This is a genomic window from Vibrio sp. M260112, from assembly GCF_036533775.1.
Classification (GTDB): domain Bacteria; phylum Pseudomonadota; class Gammaproteobacteria; order Enterobacterales; family Vibrionaceae; genus Vibrio.
Genome location: NZ_JATABH010000015.1, coordinates 25,080 through 47,397, shown reverse-complemented (window position 1 = coordinate 47,397; position 22,318 = coordinate 25,080). Strand labels below are relative to the sequence as shown.

The 22,318-nt window shown below is 47.3% G+C and carries 22 protein-coding genes and 1 pseudogene; 10 read left to right on the top strand and 13 right to left on the bottom strand.

The window, feature by feature from the left end; all coding sequences use genetic code 11:
• Positions 1 to 34 precede the first annotated feature (34 nt).
• On the top strand, positions 35 to 274 hold the full coding sequence (locus QTN95_RS08895; RefSeq protein ID WP_138970845.1) for a YdcH family protein: 240 nt from the start codon (positions 35 to 37) through the stop codon (positions 272 to 274).
• A 141-nt stretch (positions 275 to 415) separates the two neighbouring features.
• On the opposite strand, the gene QTN95_RS08890 is transcribed toward QTN95_RS08895, so the two are convergent.
• From QTN95_RS08890 to QTN95_RS08855, 8 genes are all read right to left on the bottom strand, one after another.
• Complete coding sequence (locus QTN95_RS08890; RefSeq protein ID WP_331417221.1) at positions 416 to 2,212, bottom strand: aminopeptidase P family protein; 1,797 nt, start codon at positions 2,210 to 2,212, stop codon at positions 416 to 418.
• Between the two features lie 3 nt (positions 2,213 to 2,215).
• Complete coding sequence (locus tag QTN95_RS08885; protein WP_331417250.1) at positions 2,216 to 3,205, bottom strand: ABC transporter ATP-binding protein; 990 nt, start codon at positions 3,203 to 3,205, stop codon at positions 2,216 to 2,218.
• A gap of 8 nt (positions 3,206 to 3,213) precedes the next feature.
• A complete protein-coding gene (locus tag QTN95_RS08880) occupies positions 3,214 to 4,203 on the bottom strand; it encodes an ABC transporter ATP-binding protein (protein WP_331417220.1) in 990 nt (329 codons plus the stop codon).
• 9 nt (positions 4,204 to 4,212) lie between these two features.
• On the bottom strand, positions 4,213 to 5,142 hold the full coding sequence (locus QTN95_RS08875) for an ABC transporter permease subunit (protein WP_331417219.1): 930 nt from the start codon (positions 5,140 to 5,142) through the stop codon (positions 4,213 to 4,215).
• A 10-nt stretch (positions 5,143 to 5,152) separates the two neighbouring features.
• The gene (oppB, locus tag QTN95_RS08870; protein WP_331417218.1) at positions 5,153 to 6,073 is read right to left on the bottom strand and encodes an oligopeptide ABC transporter permease OppB; all 921 of its coding nucleotides are present in this window, start codon (positions 6,071 to 6,073) and stop codon (positions 5,153 to 5,155) included.
• A gap of 71 nt (positions 6,074 to 6,144) precedes the next feature.
• Positions 6,145 to 7,755, bottom strand: coding sequence for a peptide ABC transporter substrate-binding protein (locus tag QTN95_RS08865; RefSeq protein ID WP_331417217.1), 1,611 nt, complete (start codon positions 7,753 to 7,755; stop codon positions 6,145 to 6,147).
• A 270-nt stretch (positions 7,756 to 8,025) separates the two neighbouring features.
• A complete protein-coding gene (locus QTN95_RS08860) occupies positions 8,026 to 8,787 on the bottom strand; it encodes a transcriptional regulator (RefSeq protein ID WP_331417216.1) in 762 nt (253 codons plus the stop codon).
• Between the two features lie 14 nt (positions 8,788 to 8,801).
• The gene (locus QTN95_RS08855) at positions 8,802 to 9,473 is read right to left on the bottom strand and encodes a GntR family transcriptional regulator (RefSeq protein WP_331417215.1); all 672 of its coding nucleotides are present in this window, start codon (positions 9,471 to 9,473) and stop codon (positions 8,802 to 8,804) included.
• A 124-nt stretch (positions 9,474 to 9,597) separates the two neighbouring features.
• On the opposite strand from QTN95_RS08855, the pseudogene QTN95_RS08850 reads away from it, so the two are divergent.
• Positions 9,598 to 9,744, top strand: a pseudogene (locus QTN95_RS08850) (thiamine-binding protein); the annotation flags it as partial.
• A 56-nt stretch (positions 9,745 to 9,800) separates the two neighbouring features.
• Here the strand turns inward: QTN95_RS08850 and QTN95_RS08845 are convergent.
• Positions 9,801 to 10,034 (bottom strand): hypothetical protein, encoded by a 234-nt coding sequence (locus tag QTN95_RS08845; RefSeq protein ID WP_331417214.1) that lies wholly within the window; start codon positions 10,032 to 10,034, stop codon positions 9,801 to 9,803.
• A 105-nt stretch (positions 10,035 to 10,139) separates the two neighbouring features.
• On the opposite strand from QTN95_RS08845, the gene QTN95_RS08840 reads away from it, so the two are divergent.
• The gene (locus tag QTN95_RS08840) at positions 10,140 to 10,616 is read left to right on the top strand and encodes a peroxiredoxin (RefSeq protein WP_331417213.1); all 477 of its coding nucleotides are present in this window, start codon (positions 10,140 to 10,142) and stop codon (positions 10,614 to 10,616) included.
• 61 nt (positions 10,617 to 10,677) lie between these two features.
• On the opposite strand, the gene QTN95_RS08835 is transcribed toward QTN95_RS08840, so the two are convergent.
• The 4 genes from QTN95_RS08835 to QTN95_RS08820 form a co-directional block, all read right to left on the bottom strand.
• Positions 10,678 to 10,950, bottom strand: coding sequence for a hypothetical protein (locus QTN95_RS08835; RefSeq protein ID WP_331417212.1), 273 nt, complete (start codon positions 10,948 to 10,950; stop codon positions 10,678 to 10,680).
• A 64-nt stretch (positions 10,951 to 11,014) separates the two neighbouring features.
• Entirely contained in the window at positions 11,015 to 11,488 is a 474-nt protein-coding gene (locus QTN95_RS08830) for a hypothetical protein (RefSeq protein ID WP_331417211.1), read from the bottom strand.
• A gap of 249 nt (positions 11,489 to 11,737) precedes the next feature.
• On the bottom strand, positions 11,738 to 13,258 hold the full coding sequence (locus tag QTN95_RS08825; protein ID WP_331417210.1) for an aldehyde dehydrogenase (NADP(+)): 1,521 nt from the start codon (positions 13,256 to 13,258) through the stop codon (positions 11,738 to 11,740).
• Between the two features lie 38 nt (positions 13,259 to 13,296).
• Complete coding sequence (locus QTN95_RS08820; RefSeq protein ID WP_331417209.1) at positions 13,297 to 14,298, bottom strand: 4-hydroxyproline epimerase; 1,002 nt, start codon at positions 14,296 to 14,298, stop codon at positions 13,297 to 13,299.
• Between the two features lie 111 nt (positions 14,299 to 14,409).
• Between QTN95_RS08820 and QTN95_RS08815 the strand changes: the two genes are divergently transcribed.
• From QTN95_RS08815 to QTN95_RS08785, 7 genes are all read left to right on the top strand, one after another.
• On the top strand, positions 14,410 to 15,675 hold the full coding sequence (locus QTN95_RS08815; protein WP_331417208.1) for an NAD(P)/FAD-dependent oxidoreductase: 1,266 nt from the start codon (positions 14,410 to 14,412) through the stop codon (positions 15,673 to 15,675).
• A gap of 158 nt (positions 15,676 to 15,833) precedes the next feature.
• On the top strand, positions 15,834 to 16,913 hold the full coding sequence (locus QTN95_RS08810) for a polyamine ABC transporter substrate-binding protein (RefSeq protein ID WP_331417207.1): 1,080 nt from the start codon (positions 15,834 to 15,836) through the stop codon (positions 16,911 to 16,913).
• Between the two features lie 74 nt (positions 16,914 to 16,987).
• Entirely contained in the window at positions 16,988 to 17,953 is a 966-nt protein-coding gene (locus tag QTN95_RS08805; protein ID WP_331417206.1) for an ornithine cyclodeaminase family protein, read from the top strand.
• A 79-nt stretch (positions 17,954 to 18,032) separates the two neighbouring features.
• The gene (locus QTN95_RS08800; protein WP_269375185.1) at positions 18,033 to 18,947 is read left to right on the top strand and encodes a dihydrodipicolinate synthase family protein; all 915 of its coding nucleotides are present in this window, start codon (positions 18,033 to 18,035) and stop codon (positions 18,945 to 18,947) included.
• Positions 18,948 to 19,068: 121 nt separating this feature from the next.
• The gene (locus QTN95_RS08795; RefSeq protein WP_331417205.1) at positions 19,069 to 20,190 is read left to right on the top strand and encodes an ABC transporter ATP-binding protein; all 1,122 of its coding nucleotides are present in this window, start codon (positions 19,069 to 19,071) and stop codon (positions 20,188 to 20,190) included.
• Positions 20,187 to 21,467 carry an ABC transporter permease gene (locus QTN95_RS08790; RefSeq protein ID WP_331417204.1) on the top strand — a complete coding sequence of 427 codons (1,281 nt, stop codon included), beginning with the start codon at positions 20,187 to 20,189 and terminating at the stop codon, positions 21,465 to 21,467. Before QTN95_RS08795 ends, QTN95_RS08790 begins: the two co-directional genes overlap by 4 nt.
• A gap of 2 nt (positions 21,468 to 21,469) precedes the next feature.
• Positions 21,470 to 22,318: an ABC transporter permease gene (locus QTN95_RS08785; RefSeq protein ID WP_331417203.1), complete on the top strand. Its 849-nt coding sequence runs from the start codon at positions 21,470 to 21,472 to the stop codon at positions 22,316 to 22,318.

Genomic DNA, 22,318 nt, shown 5'->3' with positions numbered 1-22,318 from the left:
AGTTGTTTTATTCTCGAAAAAGGAGGTGTTATCTATGCTCGGTGAAGATCACTCACTACTTAAGGAATTTCCACAACATAAGCAAACAATACAAGCATTAGCAAAAGAGAGTCTGGAGTTCGCAGAATTGATGAGAGAATACAATGCTCTCGACAAAGATATTCGAAAGCTGGAGATGCGTGACTCGCCCATTAGTGATGAAGAGATGCATCTCATGAAGCACAACCGAGCTGAGATGAAAGATCGCCTTCATCAATACCTAATAAATCAGTGACATAATGAATGCTTATAACAAAGGCCCTTATCGGGCCTTTGTGGTTATTGAGTTCTGTTATGTTTCAATGGAGTCGCCTTGACGAATTATTCATTGTGCATGCAATTCATCTATGTTTCGTATATTAAGTGAATATTATGGTTATCGTGAAAATATCGGTTGAGTCGCTCGTTTTAGCCATGCCTGTTCATCATCGGAGAGATCAACCGACAACTGCCGCCAACACTGCTGGTGGTAGTGGTTTAGCCATTCGATTTCGCTGGCATCCAACATGGACTTGTTAATGGCGTTAGTTGCAATTGGCGCAAGCGTAATGGTTTCAAAACCGTAGAAAGTGCCGAACTCGTTACTTTCTACTTCAACCACCTTCATGATGTTTTCAATCCTCACACCATGGATTCCTTCACGATAGATTCCTGGTTCATTGGTGATCACCATGCCGGGTTTAAGTGCGACTTCCGCAGGATTTTGTGAGAAGTTTTGTGGACCTTCATGGACATTAAGGCACATGCCGACACCATGCCCAGTGCCACATTTATAGTCGATACTATGCTGCCACAGCACACCGCGAGCCATAATATCGAGGTTGGAACCTGTTGAACCTCGCATAAAGCGAGTTTGGCTTAGTCGAATCACCGCTTTTAGCACCAAGGTGTAATCAAATTTCTCACGTTCGTTTGGCGTACCGAAGTGAAAGGTACGCGTAATATCTGTGGTTCCACCTAGGTACTGACCACCAGAATCCACCAATAAGAAGTGACGTTCATCAACGTTATAGCAACTTGTCTCATCGGCGGCATAGTGCATTTTCGCCCCATGCTCTGCAAATCCAGCGATGGTTCTGAAACTCTCACCTAAATAGCCATCAATTTGTTTGCGGTAGCCCATTAGTGCCTGCTCCGCGTTGAGTTCCGTCACTAAGCCGCTAGGTACTTGCTCATCAAGCCACTTCATAAACTTGACGACTGCAACTCCGTCTCGGCGCAATGTCTCTTCCATATTCGCCAGTTCAGTGGTGTTTTTCTGTGATTTCATGTCGGTGACAGGACAGGCGCGATTGATCAGATCAAGCTCTGGCTTGAGCTGGCTAATCAGTAAACTGTCGGTGTTTTTGGCTGTATAGATCAACTGAGTCCGGTTTGAGAGTAGATTTAATGCGGTACTAAGATGTTGATACTCATGAATATGAACCTGATGTTCGTTTAGTGTACTCACTACCTCTGGCGTCAGTTTGTCGTTATCGATAAACAGACGGCAGTTCTGCTTATCAATCAACAGATACCCTTCTGAAATAGGGCAATATACGGTATCTGCGCCACGAATGTTAAGTGTCCACATGACATCATCAAGGGTAGAAATGAGCAATGCGTCGGCGTTTTCCTTGGTCAGATATTGGCGAAGCTGAGCTATTTTCTCGCTTGCGGTTAACCCTGCGACACTGACCGGATGATTAAACAGACATGCCTTTGGTCGAGTGGGTCTATCTTCCCAGATGGGTGAGAGTAGATCGTTTTCGAGCACCAACTGGATTGATTTGTCGGCGAACGCTTTCTTCAATTCGTCATAGAATTGTTTACTGATACTGCGGCCATCTACGCCAACAATGGCATTCTGTGGCAGGGTTTGCGCTAACCATTGGGGAATGGTTGGTGTTTCTGGCAGACGTGCTTTAAACAGTTCCAGTCCAGAGCCTTGCAGTTGCTCGGTACCTTGTATGTAGTAACGTCCATCAGTCCAAAGACCACCGCCATCTCGGGTAACGACCACATCACCAGCTGAACCAGTAAAACCGGAGATCCACTGCCTTGCCAACCAATAGTCAGCGGAGTATTCACTGGCATGTGGATCATTATTGGTCACAATATAGGCATCGTAATGATGCTCGACCATGCCTTGACGAAGGGCGGAGAGTCGCTGAGGAACAGTGTGTAAAGTCATAATTCAACTTCCTAACAGAGTATGGGTACAGAAAATATGGTGTTCAGGCTGACCGCTTCGTGTTGGCATTTGTTGCCCACAAAGGTCGGTTGCACTTGGACAACGGGTACGGAAAACGCAGCCACTCGGTGGATTGATAGGTGACGGTAGATCGCCTGGCAACAATTGGATATCACGATGACGCGCCAGTGTAGGGTTAGCGATTGGTACAGCGGATAAGAGCGCTTTAGTGTAAGGGTGCTGGGCATCGTCGAAGACTTTGTCATAACGTCCGACTTCCATCGGCTTGCCGAGATACATCACCATAACGCGGTCGCTGATGTGGCGTACTACGCTGAGGTCATGGGCAATCATGACGAGAGTGAGCCCCATCTCTTGTTTAAGATCATCAAGCAGGTTGATTACCTGAGCTTGAATTGAGACGTCAAGTGCACTGACGGGTTCATCACACACCACCAGATCAGGTTTTAGGATCAGAGCACGTGCGATGCCGACGCGTTGACATTGTCCGCCCGAAAACTCATGTGGATAGCGGTTACGCTGGCTGGCAAGCAGACCCACTTTGTCCATCATTGCAATCACACGACTTTCAACCTCTTTGCGACTCAATTGTGGTTCGTGAGTCAATAGCGGTTCGGCAATACACTCGGATATTGTCAGGCGAGGATTGAGACAGGCGGAGGGATCTTGAAATACCATCTGGAATTCACGGCGTCGTTTAGAGAGCTGGTGTTTGCCAAAATGGCGCATGTTTTCGCCTTTCCAATAAAGCTCGCCGCTTGTCGGCTCGATCAATCGTAACAGAGCACGTGCCAGTGTCGACTTTCCACACCCTGATTCGCCAACGATACCTAAGGTTTCTCCGCGGTAAACATCGAGATCGATGCCATCGACGGCTTTTACCACTTTACGCTTACTTGGCAAGATGTGTTTGTTGATCGCGAAGTGTACTTTCAGCTCTCGCGCTGAGAGCAGTATGTCAGGTTTGTTCATCATTCCTCCTAAGCTGAACGCGCGATCGATGTGATGCTGCTGGGTGCGTGAACATGGCATGCCAGACCTTGACTGCGGGTCAGTGAACGAAATGCTGGCACAGAGGCACTGCATTCTGGTCGGTAATCTGCACACCGCTCTTTAAATGGACATCCTTTTGCATTGAGCAGTGCGCTGGGTGGATTGCCAGGAATGGTCGGCAAGCGAGCCATATCCTCAGTGATGGATGGAATCGCTTTGAGCAAGCCTTGAGTGTATGGGTGGCTAGGTGAATGGAATAGAGAGCCCGTATCTGCCTGTTCCATTTTTCTTCCCCCGTACATGACCAATACGCGGTCGCACATCTCGGCGACGACCCCCATATCATGAGTAATAAGCAAAATAGCCGTATTAAATTCGACCTGTAGTTCACGCAGTATAGTGAGAATTTGCGCTTGAACCGTGACGTCTAGCGCGGTTGTCGGTTCGTCAGCAATCAGTAGTTCGGGTTTACACAGCAGTGCCATGGCAATCATCACTCGCTGGCGCATGCCTCCGGACATCTCATGGGGAAACTGAGACATACGAGTCGCGGCAGAAGGAATACGCACTGCATCTAGCATGGCAATGGCTTCTTGGTCTGCGTCTTTGCGCGACATTCCTTTATGAATCATCAGCACTTCAGCAAGCTGTTTACCAACTTTCATGAACGGATTGAGCGACGTCATTGGGTCTTGAAAGATCATACCAATCTTTTCAGCGCGAATATGATTAAGCTGCTTTTTCGACATGGTCAGTAAGTTTTCGCCATGGAAGTTGGCTTCTCCGCTGACCACACCGTTGTCGGCAGTGAGCCCCATCAAAGCAAAGACGGACTGGCTCTTGCCTGACCCCGATTCACCAACGATGCCAAGGGTTTCCCCTCTATTGACGGAATAGGAGAGATCACTGACCGCTTGCACCAAGCCATCAGGCGTGCTGAAGCGAACATTCATATTTTTGATCGATAGAATAGTCATTACCGCTCCTTAGCGATCTTTGGGGTCGAGGGCATCACGAAGCCCGTCACCAATAAAGTTAAAGCAGAACAGAGTTGCGACGAGGAATATTGAGGGAAATACCAATTGCCACAGTGCGACATCAATGGTCTTAGCCCCTTCGGCAATCAGAATGCCCCAACTGGTATCAGGTGGCTGAACGCCGAGCCCCAAGAAGCTCAGGAACGACTCAAACATGATAAAGCCCGGTACCATCAAGGATGAATAGACCATCACAATGCCGAGTACGTTTGGTAGGATATGGCGACGGACTATCGTCAATCTCGATACGCCGATGGAGTGTGCCGCTTCGATAAACTCGCGTTTTTTGATGCTGAAGGTGACGCCTCTGACGACTCGGGCGATACCGAGCCAAGAAACCATACCGATGACAATAAAAATCAGATAGATATTGTTGCCAAACAGAGTAACAAACAGAATAACCAGGAACATAAATGGCACCGAATCGAGCACCTCGATAATGCGCATCATGGTGCTATCGACCATGCCGCCAAGGTAGCCAGATATCGCGCCCCACGCCGTACCAATCACAACGGCGACTAATGCACCCATAAATCCAACCATGATTGAGAGTCTGCCGCCTTGCATCGTGCGAGCGAAAATATCCTGACCAAGATCATCTGTGCCAAAGTAGTGACCAGATTCGATCGATGGCTTACCGAGTTCGTAGGGATCGGCCACCACATTCCAGTCAATTTCATCGTGACCAAAAGCGGCCAACTTGGGGCCAAAGGCGATGCACAAGACGATAAAAAAGAGCACATAGATGGAGGTCATCGCCGCGCGGTTCTTTCGAAATCGTGTCCAAGCATCTTGCCAAAGGCTACGGCCTTCGACGGCTTCAACGTGAGAGCTCATTTGGTCTGCCAGCTCCTTGGCATCAATGCGTTTGGTTAACATTCGTTACCTCCTAGACACGAATGCGGGGGTCGATAATGGTGTATAGAACATCGACCACCAAGTTAAAGAAGATGGTGAGCGATGCGACAATCAGTGTAATCCCCATCACTAATCCATAGTCTCGGTTGAGTGCACCAGAGACGAAATGCTGACCCATTCCCCCAGTACTGAAGAAGATGTCGATAATCACTGATCCAGTCACTACCGCGACAAAGCTAGGACCAAGCATAGCGATGATCGGGATCAGAGAAGGGCGCATCGCGTGATGAATCAGGATATAACGGGTTGATAATCCTTTGGCTTTAGCGGTGCGGATATAGGGTTGATTTAGTGTTTCAATCATTGCGCCACGCATTACCCTCGCAATACTGGCAACGGAGCCAATCGCTAAGCTCAACACGGGCAATACAAGGAATGAGAGTTGCCCCCCTTCCCATCCACCAGCCGGGAGCCAGCCAAGATGAACGGAAAATAGCGTCACCAATATAGGCGCGAGGACAAAAGCAGGAATGACCACCCCCGTCATTGAAAGTGACATCAAAAGATAGTCGAGCTTGCCGTTTCTGTTTAGCGCGGCAATGGTGCCGAGCAGCATACCGAGTGGAACGGAAATGGAAAAAGAGATCATGCCGAGTACGGCCGAAACCGGCCATGATTGAGCCACAAGTTCGGTGACCGTGAAGTCTTGGTAAACGAAACTAGGGCCTAAATCACCCTGAATAAAATTGCCGATATAAATGAAAAACTGAATGATAAATGGTTCATTGAGGTGGAACTTAGCCTCGATATTGGCGCGAACGATTTCTGGCATTGGTCGTTCCATATCGAATGGGCCACCGGGCGCAATATGCATCAACCAAAACGAGACCAGTGCGATGAACAACAGGGTTGGCACTGCGATAAGCAAGCGACGAAGAATATACAACAACATGACACATCCTTTCGTTAGAAAAAAGCCCGCCACCTACGAGGACATCGCTAGGTGCGGGCAAACCGTCCCGATTAGTGGGCTCTTACGTAAACATTCTTGCGATAGTATGAAGATTCAGGGTTAGTACGTTCGTAGCCGCCGACATACTCTTTGATGAGGTATTGGTCATTACCATTGCGGTACATTGGGATAATGGCCATATCCTCGATAAGCAATTTCTCAGCAGCAATGTACTCTTGAGAAGGATCGCTGAGGCTCTTAGATTCCGCCATTAAACGGTCATACTCAGGGTTATTGTATTTTGAATCATTATATTCACCGCTAGAGACAAAGATATCTAACCAAGTTGACGCTTCGTTGTAGTCTGCCGTCCAGCCACCGCGACTGACATTGCCAGGATCTTTCAGTGCATAGAAGACTTTTGGCTCGAGTTGCTTGATTTCGACTTGAGCGCCGAGTTTGCTTTTCCACATCCCAACCATCGCGGTTGCCATCTTTACGTCATTGGAGAAGGTAGGGATGGTAAAGGTCAGTTTGAGAGGATTGCTGCTGTCGTAACCTGCTTCTTTAAGCAAGGCCTTCGCTTTTGCATCACGTTGCGATTGATTCCACGTTGCGTATTCTGGAGTGTGGGTTTTGAAACCATCGGTCTGCGGTGGAACCAGAGTAAACATCGGAATGCCACCGTTTTTTACTATCGCTTTAGTGATGATGTTGCGATCAATAGCGTAAGATAGCGCCTGACGGACACGAAGATCTTTGGTTGGCCCACTCTCAGTATTTAGGTAGTAGAAGGTGGAACCCAATGATGCGCTGGTGTCTGCCACTTGCTCAGGGAACTGTTTAAGCAGCTTGTTCTTTTGTGCCGCGGGAATTGATAGAGCTTGATCGATTTCCCCTGCCAGATAGCGATTTAGTGCGACGTTGGCATCGCCAATCGGTAGCCAGGTGATCTGTTTTAAAACGACATTGTCTGCGTCCCAGTACTTATCGTTTTTCACCATCACCATTTTCTCGTTTACCTTCCAGTTAGACACAGTGAAGGCTCCGTTGGTGACGATGTTTTGTGGTTGTGTCCAAGCGCTGCCATATTTCTCGACTGTGGCTTGGTGCACAGGTGCAAGTACAGGATGGCTGAGCAGCTTGATGAAGAACGGTACAGGTTTTTCGAGCGTGACTTCGAAGGTGTAATCATCTACAGCACGTACGCCAAGAGTGTCAGAAGAGGCTTCACCCTTCATAATTTTGTTCGAGTTTTTGATACCAGGGATGGCGGCAAACCAAGCGTATGGAGAGGCAGTTTCTGGATCGATAAGACGCTTCCAGCTGTAAACAAAATCGTGCGCGGTGAGTGGATCGCCATTCGACCACTGAGACTGACGTAGGTTGAAGGTGTAAACCGTGTTGTTTTCATTGACCTGCCAGCTCATTGCAATTCCTGGAATCGTTTTGCCCTGTTTATCTTGGATTGTTAGACCTTCAAACAGATCGCGACCTAGGTTGAATGCTGGCTCAGCAGCTTGCTTGGCTGGGTCAATGGAGGTGACTTCAGCTCCGTTGTTCAAAACGATCTCTTGCTTGTCTGCCAGTTGAGTGCCTGCAGGGTAGGGCTTGGCTATAGAGTGACCGGCAAATAATGCCGCAGCGATGGTACTCAGTGCGATTAGTTTTTTTGCTTTCATAGCGTCCTCATTATGTCCTTATCGGAGTGACCAGTTGGTGTCAGAGAGTTAGCCCGCAAACGGCATGGGGACAACCCCGCATTACCAAAGGGATATGAGGAATGTATATTGTATAAAATTATCCAACAAACATTAATTAACATGCTTGTAACAAGGTGGCAGATTCAGAGACTGATGGTCTTAAAATTTGAGACTGTACAAAATCTAACCACTAAGTTTGGTGGGAATTGGTGATAGATCACAGCATCAAATTGTAGGCTGTGATGCTGGCTAGCGGCGGAAACGGGCTGAAACCTCCTTCAGCAGCTCTCCACTGATTTCGGGTAAGCCATCAGAAAAGAAAATCTGCTCCCCTGGAGTATTTCGCATCAGTACGTTGGTTAACTCACCCGTGCCTGTGGCGCAGTTTGCGGCGTGCATTTCACCTATCTTTTGATCGACGTCCTGTTCAAGCTGTAAACGCTGTTCCACGGTTAAACGAACACGAGCCTGACACACCTGAGATAGGGTCTTATGTGCCATAGACACCCGTTCAAAACGTCGTTTAAACAGAGTGTCGAGAGCCGTTCCTTCTTCCATGATAAAGCGGCGACCTGATCGATAAAAAATCTTCTCACCAAGGTTTTCGATATAACCGAGAACTTCAGCAATGCTGAGATAGAACCGCACACTCGAATCGGACAACTGATAGTCCTCGGCTATCTCCTGCGGTGTCTTATTGCATGAGGTGATCAGGTAGATAAAATCTAGCAGATAGGGATATTCGACAAAGAGCGCGTTCTGTTCGTCAGATAAAAACTGCTCATTGTCACGTTGAATCTGAATCGCTATTGCAGACAGTTCTTGCAGGTCCGTATTGAGATGGGTGGTATAGAGCAATATTTTATCAAGGCCGAGAGACGGGTTATGCAGGTGTCGCTTTATGGTCGATAGCGGGATGCCGGTTTTGTCCGACAACGCGCTATAGCATAAACCTTCATCTTTTATTTTTTGCCGAATAGCGGCAAGCAGAAACTCTGGCCCTAGATGCATTGCGTTTGTTTACCTTATTGAGAGCTATTACGTTCTAAAAGCAGATCTCGGATAGCCGCTCCTGCTTCAAGAATGTGCTTTTTCAGCATGTATTTAGCGCCATCAATATCTCGGTTTTGGCACATCTCAACCAACGCTTTGTGTTCGTTATCAGCTTTGGCTGTCCCCTCTGTAAACAATAGCTGCATGCGAATATAGCGGTCGCACTTAGTGTTGAGGTTGTAAATGACATCCATGGTTTCTGGCATATTTGCCGGCGCATAGAGTGCCTTGTGCAACTCATAGTTGTAGTTGCTCCATTCTTCAACCTGATCGCCACGGGTAACCATCTCATCAAAGCGTTCGCGAATCTCATTCGCGCGAGCGAGATCTTCATCGGTCATGTTTTGAATAGCGCGTTCTAAAATATGGCACTCGACTACCGCACGAAGCTCAAAAAGTTCATCAATTTTATCTGGTGATAGCTCTGTAACGGTTGCCCCTTTGTGCGCTTCAAAGCTGACTAACCCCTGAGCTTCTAGCTGCATTAGTGCTTCGCGTACAGGAATTCGACTGACATTAAATTCTTTAGCCAGCGCATCTTGGCGCAATGGCTGACCAGTTTTCAATTCGCCTTTAAGGATTTTAGTGCGGATAGCTTCTTCCACTAACTGGGTTCGCGTTTTAAAAACAGGTTTTTGCGACATCCGAGTCTCCAATCTTTCACTTTCAATATTTTATTCAATATACCATTTGCGTGAGGCAAAGCGACTTTCGACGCGCATAACGGCGCTTTTTTGGGGGATGGGTCAACAGTTGGCGGATCCTGCTGTGAGCTTTGTTAACAGAATAAGCAAGTCATTGGGGGATATACTCTTAATTGATAAGGCGATTGCAGTCGTCAAAGCGTCAGGTGTGCCTTTTCAAGTGACTGCAATGGAAACCACCATGAAAGGTGAGCTCAATAGGTTGCTAGACCGCCAAGGCAAAACTCGTTCGTCATCAATCGGCGGCTTAGACGGTCAATCTAGTCGCTAATCAAGGTAATCGGGCGTACTAAGATAGGTACCGCACACCTTACATTTGTAGTCGCCCGTAGCTTCGCCTTCCATCAGTGACTGGGCGATAGCAGCAAAGAAACCAGAGATAAAGCCCCTAACCTCGGTATCGGGTTCAGCCTTTGAAAAATTATGATACCGATGGACAGTGACTTCCTTGCAGTTGCAACAGAAGGCCTTTGTCTCTTTTGCACCGTATCCGTAAACCAAACTATTTCTCCTTCAAACCTTCTTAAAGCCCCTAATTCTAGTAGGTGGTCTGTTTTAGCATAAGCCGATACACTGTTACAAACTAATCCAACAAGGAAAGTCGAAATGATTGAAAAAGGTCAGGCACTGCCATCAGCAACGCTAAGTGAGCTAAATGAACAAGGTATGGTTACGCACAACACTGATGAACTGTTTGCCAATAAACGTGTTGTTTTGTTTGCGGTACCAGGAGCATTTACGCCAACTTGCTCAGAATCTCATCTACCTGGTTATGTTGTTTTGTCGGATGAGATAAAGGCGGCGGGAGTCGATGTTATCGCTTGTGTTTCGGTAAACGATGCATTTGTAATGAATGCGTGGGGCGAGGCGCAAAATGCTTCAGAGATCATGATGTTAGGTGATGGTGATGCGAGCTTTACTAAAGCGCTTGGTCTAGAAATGGATACTGCGGGATTCGGTGGTGTGCGTTCGAAGCGTTATTCTATGTTGATTGACAACGGTATCGTCACTGCACTTAATGTTGAACAGCCTAAGCAGTTTGAAGTGAGCACGGCAGAGGTTATGCTAGCTGCATTGAAATAAAAGTTAAAAGGGTTCAAGGTCAAGGACTCTGAACCCTTCTTTGATAGAGTAAAAACGGGCTTTATTTTTCTGTTTCGGAATTGACGTTTTTAAGGAGTGGACCAGCGCATTCAACAAAAGCACTGATATCAAAGTTCTCAGGTGTATCTGTCCCACCGGTGACGCCAAAGCTTCCAGTAACAACGGGTTCTGACTTGGTTTTATCCACGTTAAATGTGATATCGACAGTGTACTCATACCCATTCGGAAGCAGCTTAGTACACTCCTCCAATGTTGCTGCGGAAACACCTAAACTTGTACTCAACAAGCCAATCAACAATAAGCTCTTTTTCATTTTAACCTTCAAAATATCTAACAATACTGAGCGCGAAAATTTGAGTCATAACCCCCTTAAAAGTTCAACAAACTAATCCAGAGTCGCTATCATCACTATGATGAGTGCGGCTTGATAGGCTTTGATTACGTTCAATATGCTGCTTAATCTGGTTGCTAATTAAGAATAAGCAACCACTCAGCACAATCAGCTCGCCCACATGAGCAAAAAACGAGATTGAGCTACTCACTAAGCCACGATCAATAAATGGTAAAACGATTTCAGCCACAACGGCCAACAAAATTGTAGTGTAGCCGAGCAGTTTTTGCCAACCTCTGAGCATTTCGGACAACTGATGAAAAGCCAGCAAGTAGAAGACAGAAAAAATCGGTAACATGAACCAGGTGATGACTTCTAATAAATTGATTAGCAAGAGATCTTCACCGCCTGTTACTCCAATAAGGATTGGCAGAACAAAATTAAGCAACGAGTATGTTATCGGGTAAAGCACGATACCCAACCCTAATAGTTTGGACGCTTTCACAACTCTATTTTCCACTTGTACACCTTAATCAAGTTTTAGATTTTAACGATAGTGACTGAACTAAAATCAAACACGCCAATTATCGGTCTTATTGGCAGATTTGCTTGTAGAGTGGAATAGTATCACAGCGGATTAAGAAACTAGTGGCATTTTAAAGACATCTGTTGCTAATCAGTTCTTAAAATTTAATGTATTTGGCGGGTCGGGTTAGGACAAAATAGACGAAAACCAACCTGTAATGAGGTTGGTTTTGTCGGTGGCTTTTTAGGCAGACTGGCCATCAGTACTGCGACGAACATTGAGTGGGTTGGCGGTTTTCAATGCCTCTGGCAGCAACGCTTCAGGGACAGACTGGTAAGCCACTGGTCTCAACCAGCGTTTGATAGCTTCCGCACCGACAGAGGTACTTGCTGGCATAGTAGAGGCTGGGTAAGGGCCGCCATGCACCATGGCATAACTGACTTCAACACCAGTTGGCCAGCCATTAAATACGATACGACCTGCAATCTCTTCAAGTTCGCAGATTAGGCGTCCGGCACTCTGATAGTCTTCCTTTTCTGCGTGAATCGTGGCCGTCAGGCTACCGTCCAGAGATTGACTTAACGCCAGCATGTCTTGTTCGTCATCACACACCACGACGATAGACTGTGGGCCAAAGATCTCTTCTTGCCATTGTGGGTTATTACGCCAGTCGAGGCTGGTGGTCTCAAACAGGATCGCGGGAACGCCCTGTTCTGGGGAAGATTGAGTATGGGTTAGGCCTTTTTGCAAAGCACGTTTTTCGCTTTGATCAAGATAGTTCTGCTTGATGCCACCAGTGAGCATAGTTTGGCCTTGCTGATTGGCAATACCTTGGCGTACTAGCTGCATGAACTGTTCAGTCGCTTCGCCTTTTGTCACAAACACCACGGCTGGTTTGGTACAGAACTGACCGCAGCCCATATTCATTGAGAGCAAGTACTCTTCCGCGAGTGACTGGCTGTGCATTGCCATACGGTTTGAAAGGATAAATACAGGATTCGATGCGCCAAGTTCGCCATAAAAGGGGATAGGCTCAGGACGGCTTTGAGCGAGGTCGAATAGGGCACGACCACCATGGATTGATCCGGTAAAACCGACAGCTTTAATCGCGGGATGAACCACGACCGACTGACCCAGTTCATGAGTGGTGCCTTGCAGCAGGGTAAAAATAGCTTGTGGCATCGAAAGGGAGTCCAGAGCCTTAGCAATACAACTTGCCACGATTTCACTGGTGCCTGGATGGGCAGGGTGGCCTTTAACAATCACTGGGCAACCAGCGGCAAGCGCAGAGGCGGTATCACCCCCGGCGGTTGAAAATGCCAGTGGAAAGTTTGATGCGCCAAATACAGCAACAGGGCCTATAGCGATGTTTTGGCGACGAATATCCGCTTTTGGCACAGGCTCACGATTTGGGTTCGCACTATCGAAGATCGCCTCTTGCCATAGACCACCTTCCACTACGTCAGCGAACAAACGTAGTTGTGCGGTTGTTCGGCTTAGCTCTCCGTTAAGCCTTGCGAGCGGAAGGGCTGACTCAAGATTCGCACGTTCGACAATCGTGTCACGCTGCGCTTCTAAGCAGTCTGCGATCGTTTGCAGCAACTGACTGCGCTGGGCTGGAGTGGTTTGGCGATAGCTTTTAGCGATCTCTTGGGCTGCTTTCGCTGCACAATCAACATCCAGATGGGTGTGTTGTGGAAAAACACCGGCGAGAGGCTGCTCTGTCGCTGGGTTAAGTGCAGAAAAAGTGGCAAGTATACTCATAACGTAATCCTATTTTTGTCGATGAAACATTCCATCGTTTATTTGAGTTCAAATCCGTAGGCATATGGGTCTTGGTCATCCACCCAAATCGTGTTGTGACCCGTTACCTGAGCCCAGCCTTCAATACTTGGTAGAATCGCAACTCGACCGTTGACTTCAGTGACACCTTCAATGCGGCCGGTAAACAGGCTACCGATGATACTTTCATGTATGAAATCCTCGCCCTGCTTCAATTTACCTCGCGCGTGCCACTGAGCCATACGTGCGCTGGTACCAGTTCCGCAAGGAGAGCGATCAAGGGCGTTTTCGCCATAGAAAACCGCATTTTTAGCCGTTGATTCGGGGTGAGTCGGGGTGCCAGTCCAGAGAACATGGGACACACCGCAGACCGTTGGATCGTCTGGGTGGATACATTCCACTGCTTGTGAAACTGCCTTACGCACTTTAGGACTTAGCATCAAGATTTCGTCAGAGGTGTAGTGCTCAAGTCCACGATAGTTTTCCTGCGGATCGACGATCACGTAGTAGTTTCCGCCGTAACAAACATCGACAGTGATCTCGCCCATTCCTTCTACTTCCACGGTGACGTCTTGGTGGGCTAAGTAAGCTGGAACATTAAAGATCTTCACTGAAGTGACTTTCTCACCATCACGTTGATAGTGAACTTCGATTTGACCCGCAGGCACATCTAAGATCAGGCGTCCTTCAACTCGAGGTGTAATTAAACGGTGCTCAAGCGCTGAGGTTACGGTTCCAATCGTGCCGTGGCCACACATTGGCAGGCAGCCACTGGTTTCAATGAATAGGATTGAAGCGTCGGCATTCTCGCTACAAGGAGGAAGAACGACAGAACCCGACATCATAGCGTGCCCCCGTGGCTCAAACATCAGCGCCTGACGGATCCAGTCATAGTTCTTGAGGAAAAACTGACGTTTCTCACTCATCGTTTTGCCCTCAAGTGGCGGAACTCCCCCAGCCACTAAGCGTACTGGGTTGCCACAGGTATGGGCATCGATACAAAAGAAGGTTCCCTGTCTCATTTCTCGCTCCTTGAATAAGAAATTAGTTGAAGTGGTGGGATTGGATGTTATCGTGATGTTAAGTATATTTTATACAATTTTGTTTTTGAAACGTGATAAGGAGCAAAATAAATGGTGAGCAATAAATCATCGCAAGGAGAAAAAATCGCCGTAGTGGGCGGTGGGATTATTGGTTTGTGTATTGCACTCAAACTGCAACTTGAGGGGGCAGCTGTTACCATTTTTGATAAGCGAGGGATTGGCGAAGGATGTTCAAAAGGTAACGCTGGACACTTTGCCACTGAGCAAGTTTTCCCGTTGGCGACACCCACGCTTTTGCCTCAAATTCCCAAGATGTTGCTCTCCTCAACGAGTCCGGTCTCGATCCGCTTTCAGGATATTCATAAAACCTCTCCTTGGATGATTCGATTCCTACTAAAAGCGAGAAAACAGCCGACTGAACACGCAACGCGAGCCCTGACTAGTCTCAATCAAGTGGCTATGGAAAGCTGGTTTAAGCTACTAGAGCAGGTAGGTCTAAAGCATTTGGTTGTGATGAATGGTTCGTTGCTCACGTTTGAAAGTGAAGCCCTGTTTAACAGCTACACTTCAACCGTTAAATTGCTCGAAAAACAAGGGGTGAAGTGTGACATATGGGATAAAAAAATGATTCAGACCAAAGTGCCTAATTTGTCCGAATCCGTCAATTATGGGGTTTTCTTTCCCGATACAGGACATAGCTTAAACCCTTATAAAATGTGCCTTGAGCTGGGTTGTGTGTTTTCTCGATCTGGTGGGTATTGGGTGAAAGAACAAGTTGAGGATGCGTTTTTTGATGGTGAGTTAGGGGTGGTGTTAACTGAAAGTGAAAGCCACTCTTTCGATAAGGTCGTGATTGCAACGGGCGCGGAATCAACCCCATTAGTTAAGAAAATAACGGGTATCAAAGTGCCTCTCCAAGCTGAGCGAGGCTATCATCTTATGGTGCCAAAACTGAAAAATTTTTTGCCATTCCCCGTCAGTTCTGCGGACAGAAAATTCATCATGACTCCCATGGATGAGGGCTTGCGTTTAGCGGGTACCGTTGAGTATGCCAGCCTAGATGCACCACCAAATATGAAGCGTGCAAGTATGTTAAAGGACCTTGCCAAGGGGTTACTCAAATCAGAAGGTGAGCTGGATGATTGTGGTGAAAAATGGGTGGGGAATCGTCCTTCACTACCGGATTCATTGCCTGTTATCGATAGCCTCGTGAGGGGAAAAATATTGCTGGCATTTGGGCATCAGCATTTAGGGTTAACTCAGGCCGCCATCACTGCTGAACTGATCTGCGAGTTAAATAACGCGAGTCAAACATCGCTCGATATTTCACCATTTGCGCTGAGTCGCTTTTGCTAAAAATTTTTAAAATTAAATATTGTATAAAATATACATGCGTATTATGTTAATAAAAAGTTAATCAAAGAGTTTCGGTTTTGATGCCTAACAGCAGTATTGAGGCGTCCACAGATTTCGGGGCATGACCCCGATGTGACAACAATAAGGAGCAAAAAATCATGTCAAGAAAGACAATGACACCACTAGCACTTTTGGTTTCTGGAATGCTGTTAGGAACAATCAATACTGCCAATGCTGGCGATAAACTAACGGTCGTCTCATGGGGAGGAGCGTTTACTAAGAGTCAAGTTGAGGCATACCATAAACCTTACACGGCAAAAACAGGTGTCGAGCTAGTGTCTGAAGACTTTAGTGGTGGCCTAGCTGAAATTAAGGCTCAGGTTGAAGCCAATAATGTTCGTTGGGACTTGGTTTCTCTCGATAAACCAGACATCGTACGCGGCTGTGCTGAAGGTCTGTTAGAGACGGTCGATCCGAGCATACTACCGGCAGGCGAGGATGGTACGCCAGCCTCAGAAGACTTTATTCCAGGTGCCATTCATGAGTGTGCTGTTAACACCATTGTTGTGTCTACAGTGCTGGCAATCAATGAAGATGCGTTCAAAGGTAAGTCTGCACCTTCAAAGCTGACGGATCTGTTTGATCTTGAGAACTACCCTGGTCGTCGTGCGCTACAAAAAATGCCACAGGGCAACCTAGAATGGGCTCTGATCGCTGATGGTGTTAAACCCGAAGATGTCTACAAGACGTTAGAAACCGCGGAAGGCCGAGCTCGCGCGTTTGCCAAACTAGATAGCATCAAACCTCAAGTGGTGTGGTGGACAACGGGGGCGCAACCTCCGCAAATGCTAGCGGACAAAGAAGTGACCATGGCTTCGGCGTTCAACGGTCGTATCCACAGTGCGACTGAGGAAGAAGGACAACCGTTCAAAATCATTTGGGATCACCAGTTGGGTTATATGAATGGTTGGGCGATTCCAAAAGGCAGTCCAAATCTTGAGCAGGCACTTGATTTCATTAAATTTTCGTCAGGTACCCAACCACTGGCAGAGCAGGCAAAGTATGTTGCTTATGGCCCAACGCGTAAATCGTCATCCGCGCAGATCAGCCCAAAAATTTTAGCAAGTCTGCCGACAGCGCCAAATAACTTTCAAACCGCCTTTTTGATTGATGATGAATGGTGGTCAGATTATGCCGATGAGCTAAACGAAGAGTTCAACACTTGGCTTCTAAACTAATCAACCACTAGATACGGTTAGGTGTTGTTCTGATTCTCCACAGGCAGCACCTAACCTTAAAAAAGGAACAAGCAATGATCAATCTAGATGCGCAGCAAATTGTCGACTGCCTGACGATGCCCGAGTTGATAGAGTCGATGCGTGATACGTATCAACAACAATCGATGATACCGCAACGTCGAGTGATGCCGCTTGAGGAGAATGGCTACGACGCATTTGCACTGCTCCCTGCATGGAGCGAAGATCTCATTACCGTCAAGGCGTTTACTTATTTTCCGCAAAACCCTAAGCATGGAAAAGACAGCTTAGCATCGAAAATTTTGGCCTTTCGTCGTGATGACGGTGAGCCATTGGCATTGATGGACGGCAAGGTTTTGACATTTTGGCGCACAGCCGCCGCGTCTGCACTGGCCGCAGACTATCTAGCACGTAAGAACGCGACGCGTCTTTTGATCTGCGGTACGGGTAATTTGGCTCCATATATGGCCTATGCTTACGCAGCCGTTCGCCCGCTGCAAAAAGTCATGATTTGGGGTCGCAACAAGGACAAGGTGCGCCAAACGGTTGATACGATCTTGACCAGCCGAGAATATCAGTCATTGCCGATGGAGCGTCAGTTTACGGTAGAGATTATTGACGATGTTGATGCGGCGTTGAGCGAGATCGACATTATTACTTGCGTTACTGGATCGGCGTTGCCGCTCTTTGATGGCAATAAGATTCAGCCGGGAACACACATCGATTTGATTGGTAATCATGATATCGACAAACGTGAATGTGACAGTATCAGTGTCGAGCGTTCTAGCGTGTTTGTTGATAGCCGTATCAACGTATTATCTGAAGCAGGGGATCTCCTTATTCCAATCAAGCAAGGCTTGTTCTCCGTCGATCAGATCCAAGCTGAGTTGAACGAATTGTGTCGTCATCAGCACTGTGGACGACGCAGTGAGCAGGAGATAACCCTGTATAAGTCGGTGGGTAGCGCATTGGCTGACCTCGCTGCGGTTAAGTTTGTGTTGACCCAAAAACAAGCCATGTAAATTTCTGGGGGAGCCCTTACTCATTTCGGTTTCGGCCGCTTACTTAAATTGCATACAATATACAAATGGAAGGTAAAAGATGAACGTAGATTGGAAAGGTGTTTACCCAGCAGTCAGTACTCAGTTTCGTGATGATCAAAGCATCGATCTTGATGCGACACAGACCGTTATTGATAACCAAATTAATGACGGTGTAAACGGCATTATCTGTTTAGGTACTGTGGGTGAGAACTGTGCACTTTATCCTGAAGAGAAGCGTCAGGTGCTTGCCGCGGCGCAAGAGGTCGTTGCGGGCCGTGTGCCGCTGATTGCAGGAACTGCCGAGTCAATTACGACTGCGGCTGTCGATTACATGCAGGATGCGAAAAAGATCGGTATCGATGGCTGTATGGTTATGCCAGCCATGGTTTACCGCACATCTGAAAGCGAAACCGTGGAATACTACCGCACACTGGCGCAAGCAACGCCAGACATGCCAATCATGATTTACAACAACCCAGTGGCTTACGGTGTTGATGTTACCCTCGACATGATGGCGCAACTGGCCGAGTACCAAAACATTGTTGCAGTCAAAGAGTCGACCACGGATACACGTCGTATCACGGAACTCTACAACCGTTTCGATGATCGTTTCACCGTGTTCAGTGGCGTCGACGATATTGCACTTGAGTCTTTGATGCTGGGTGCGACGGGCTGGATCTCTGGTTTGACTAATGCTTTCCCTGCTGAGTCGGTCGCTATTTACAAGCTTGCGAGTCAAGGCCGCTACGCGGAAGCTCTCGAGATTTACCGCTGGTTCTTACCACTATTGAGATTAGACACGATTCCAACCTTGGTTCAGTGCATCAAACTGGCTGAGCAAGTGTGTGGCCGCGGTAGCGAGCAGGTTCGCGCCCCACGTCAAAAGCTTCAAGGTCAAGAACGTGCGCAAGTAATTGCTTTAGTTGAGCATGCCATTGCGACTCGTCCAGATCTCTCTAAATACAAGCTGTAAAAACCGCTATTGGGCAAGGATGCTCCTTGCCCCAAATCTCTCTATGTAAACGGCTTATTTTGGCGTTAAGCCCTTTACCTATATGGATTGCAATCGAATTTATTGTGCATAAGGAATGACAATGGCAGTAAAGAAGGAATACGTTAGCTTTCAGCATGTCCAGAAAACCTATGATGGGGAAAATCTGGTCGTAAAGGACTTTAATCTCGCCATCGAGCCCGGTGAGTTCGTCACCATGCTAGGACCTTCGGGATCGGGTAAGACAACTTGCTTGATGATGTTAGCGGGCTTTGAGACCGCGACGCGCGGTGAAATCTATATTGATGGTACTCCGGTTAATAACCTCGCCCCCCACAAGCGTGAGATCGGCATGGTATTTCAAAACTATGCGCTGTTTCCTCATATGACTATTGCGGAGAACCTCGCTTTTCCACTTAAGGTACGCAAGTTAAACAGTGTTGAGATCGATCATAAGGTTCAAGCCGCATTGGCGATGGTTGAGTTGGAACATGTTGCGACTCGATACCCTAAACAGTTGTCTGGGGGGCAGCAACAGCGTGTTGCATTGGCTAGGGCTCTGGTCTTCGAACCAAAACTGGTTTTGATGGATGAACCTTTAGGCGCTCTAGACAAGCAACTGCGAGAGCAGATGCAGATCGAGATAAAACGCCTACACGAAAAGTTGGGAATTACGATTTTATATGTCACCCATGACCAAGACGAAGCATTGACTATGTCAGATCGTATCGCAGTGTTTAATAATGGTGCGGTGCAGCAACTTGCCTCGCCAACCGAGTTGTACGAGTCACCAAGCAATGCCTTTGTTGCTCAGTTCATTGGTGAAAACAACCAAATTAAAGGCATGGTTTCTGGTTTCGAAGGACAACGTTGCCAAGTCCGAGTGGGTCAACAGCATATCTTGGCAAAAGCCGTTAAAGTGACGCACGCTGGAGAAGCGACACTGCTGTCAATTCGACCTGAGAAAATCATCATTGATCCACAATCACAGGAGTGTGACAACATTGTCACTGGTCAACTGCGTGAAGTGATCTACCATGGCGATCATCACCGTCTGGTAGTTGAGGTCGCCGATGTTGGCGATTTAGTGGTTAAGGTTCCGAATGATAGCCGCGGAGCAAGAGCCTTTACGCCCGGGCAAGAGTATCATGTTGGTTGGCGTAGCGTTGACTGCCACGCGCTTGATTGTGCTTCGTCATCGGCTGAACATGAGGTGGCAGCATGAGTCGTGAACTAACGGGGCTAAGTTCAGTGCTGTCGCTGCAACGAAAAATTGTCCGTTCAGACAAGGGACTCAAGGCGCAACTTAAGCGGGCTGAACGTCAGAAACAGACTCGCTCCATTTTGCTAATCCTTCCTTTAGTCTGTTTTATTTTGGTGACATTTGCTTTCCCAATCGTCGAAATGCTGTACCGCAGTGTAGACAACCACGCCTTGCCCAATGGCTTTCCCCAAACGGCGCAAGCGATCAAGCAATGGGATTATCAGGGGGTACCGAGCTTAGAGGTTCAGCAAACCTTTATGGCGGAACTGAAAGACAGATATCACGACAAGACGTTGCCTAAATTGGCAAACCGAATGAACATCGAAGTATCAGGTATGCGCAGTTTGATGATGAAATCAGGACGTCAGGTTGCGAAGCTAAACGCTATGCCTGCTTCTATTCAAGATATTGTTAGATTAGACCAACGTTGGAGTGAACAACAATACTGGGCAGCACTGAAAAACCTTAGTTCGCCATATACGTTAAGCTACTACTTGGCCGCTCTTGATCTACGCTATGGTGAAAGCGGAGAGATCACGGCCCAACCAGAAACGAGACAGGTCTATGTTGACTTGTTTGTCAAAACCTTTGGTATGTCGCTGGTGATTACCTTGATCTGTTTGGTTATGGCATATCCTGTTGCTTATCTGCTGGCGAATCTGGCAGATAAACAGGCAAACCTACTGTTGATCGTAGTGTTGCTACCTTTTTGGACCTCATTGTTGGTTCGGACGACGTCTTGGATTGTGTTACTGCAAAACCAAGGGGTGATAAATGATCTGCTGCTTTGGTCTGGCTTGACCACGGAACGTTTGGCGATGATGCACAATACCTTTGGTACCATTGTCGCTATGGTGCACATTTTATTGCCGTTCATGATTCTGCCACTTTACAGCGTGATGAAGGGGATCAGTCCCACTTATTTTCGTGCCGCCAGATCCTTGGGTGCAACGCCTATGGTCGCTTTTATAAAGGTGTATATGCCGTTGACTATGCCAGGTGTTGGCGCTGGTGCTTTATTAACCTTTATTCTCTCTATTGGCTTTTACATCACTCCTGCGTTGGTTGGTGGGCGTAGCGGTCAGATGATTTCAAATATGATTGCCTACCATATGCAAACCTCGCTGAACTGGGGTATGGCGGCGGCTCTTGGTGGTCTATTGTTAGCGGTGGTCACCGCTCTGTTTTATCTGTTTAACCGTGTTGTTGGAATCAACAATATCAAGGTTGGAGGTTAATCATGGCATTACCCACTTATTGCACCGCTCGTGAGCGAGCAGGTTATTTTGGTTATCTGGTTTTTTGTACTTTGGTATTTTTGTTTTTGATCGCGCCAATTTTGATCATCGTGCCACTGTCGTTTAACGCGACCCCGTACTTCACCTTTACAGAAGGTATGCTAGGTCTCGATCCTGAAGCCTATTCGATACGCTGGTATGTGGATATGTTTACCAATAGTCAATGGCTGAATGCACTGAAAAATAGCACCATTATTGCCGTATGCGCGACAATTGTCGCGACGGTGCTAGGTACTTTAGCCGCGATGGGTTTAGCCGCCAATAACGTCCCGTTTCGCAACGTGATTATGGCGTTTCTTATCTCTCCAATGATAGTGCCCGTGATCATTTCCGCCGCAGCGATGTATTTCTTCTATACCCGCCTAGATCTGTCTCAGACCTTCACTGGTATCGTACTTGCACATGCCGCTTTGGGGACGCCGTTTGTCGTAATTACCGTGACGGCAACATTAAGTGGTTTTGACCAGAGTTTAGTCAAAGCGGCCTACAGTTTAGGTGCGAATCCAGTCTATACCTTCCGCCATGTGACTTTCCCATTGATTCGCCCCGGGATGATCTCCGGTGGTCTATTTGCTTTTGGTACGTCATTTGATGAAGTCGTGGTGGCGCTTTTCATCACTGGTGTGGAGCAGCGTACCGTGCCAAGACAGATGTGGTCAGGGATTCGTGAGCAGATCAGCCCGACAATACTTGCCGTCGCAAGTATGTTGATACTGATGTCGGTTTTGTTGCTGGTGACTTTGGAAATGTTACGTCGCCGAAATGCCAAGATTAGAGGCATCAGTGAATAA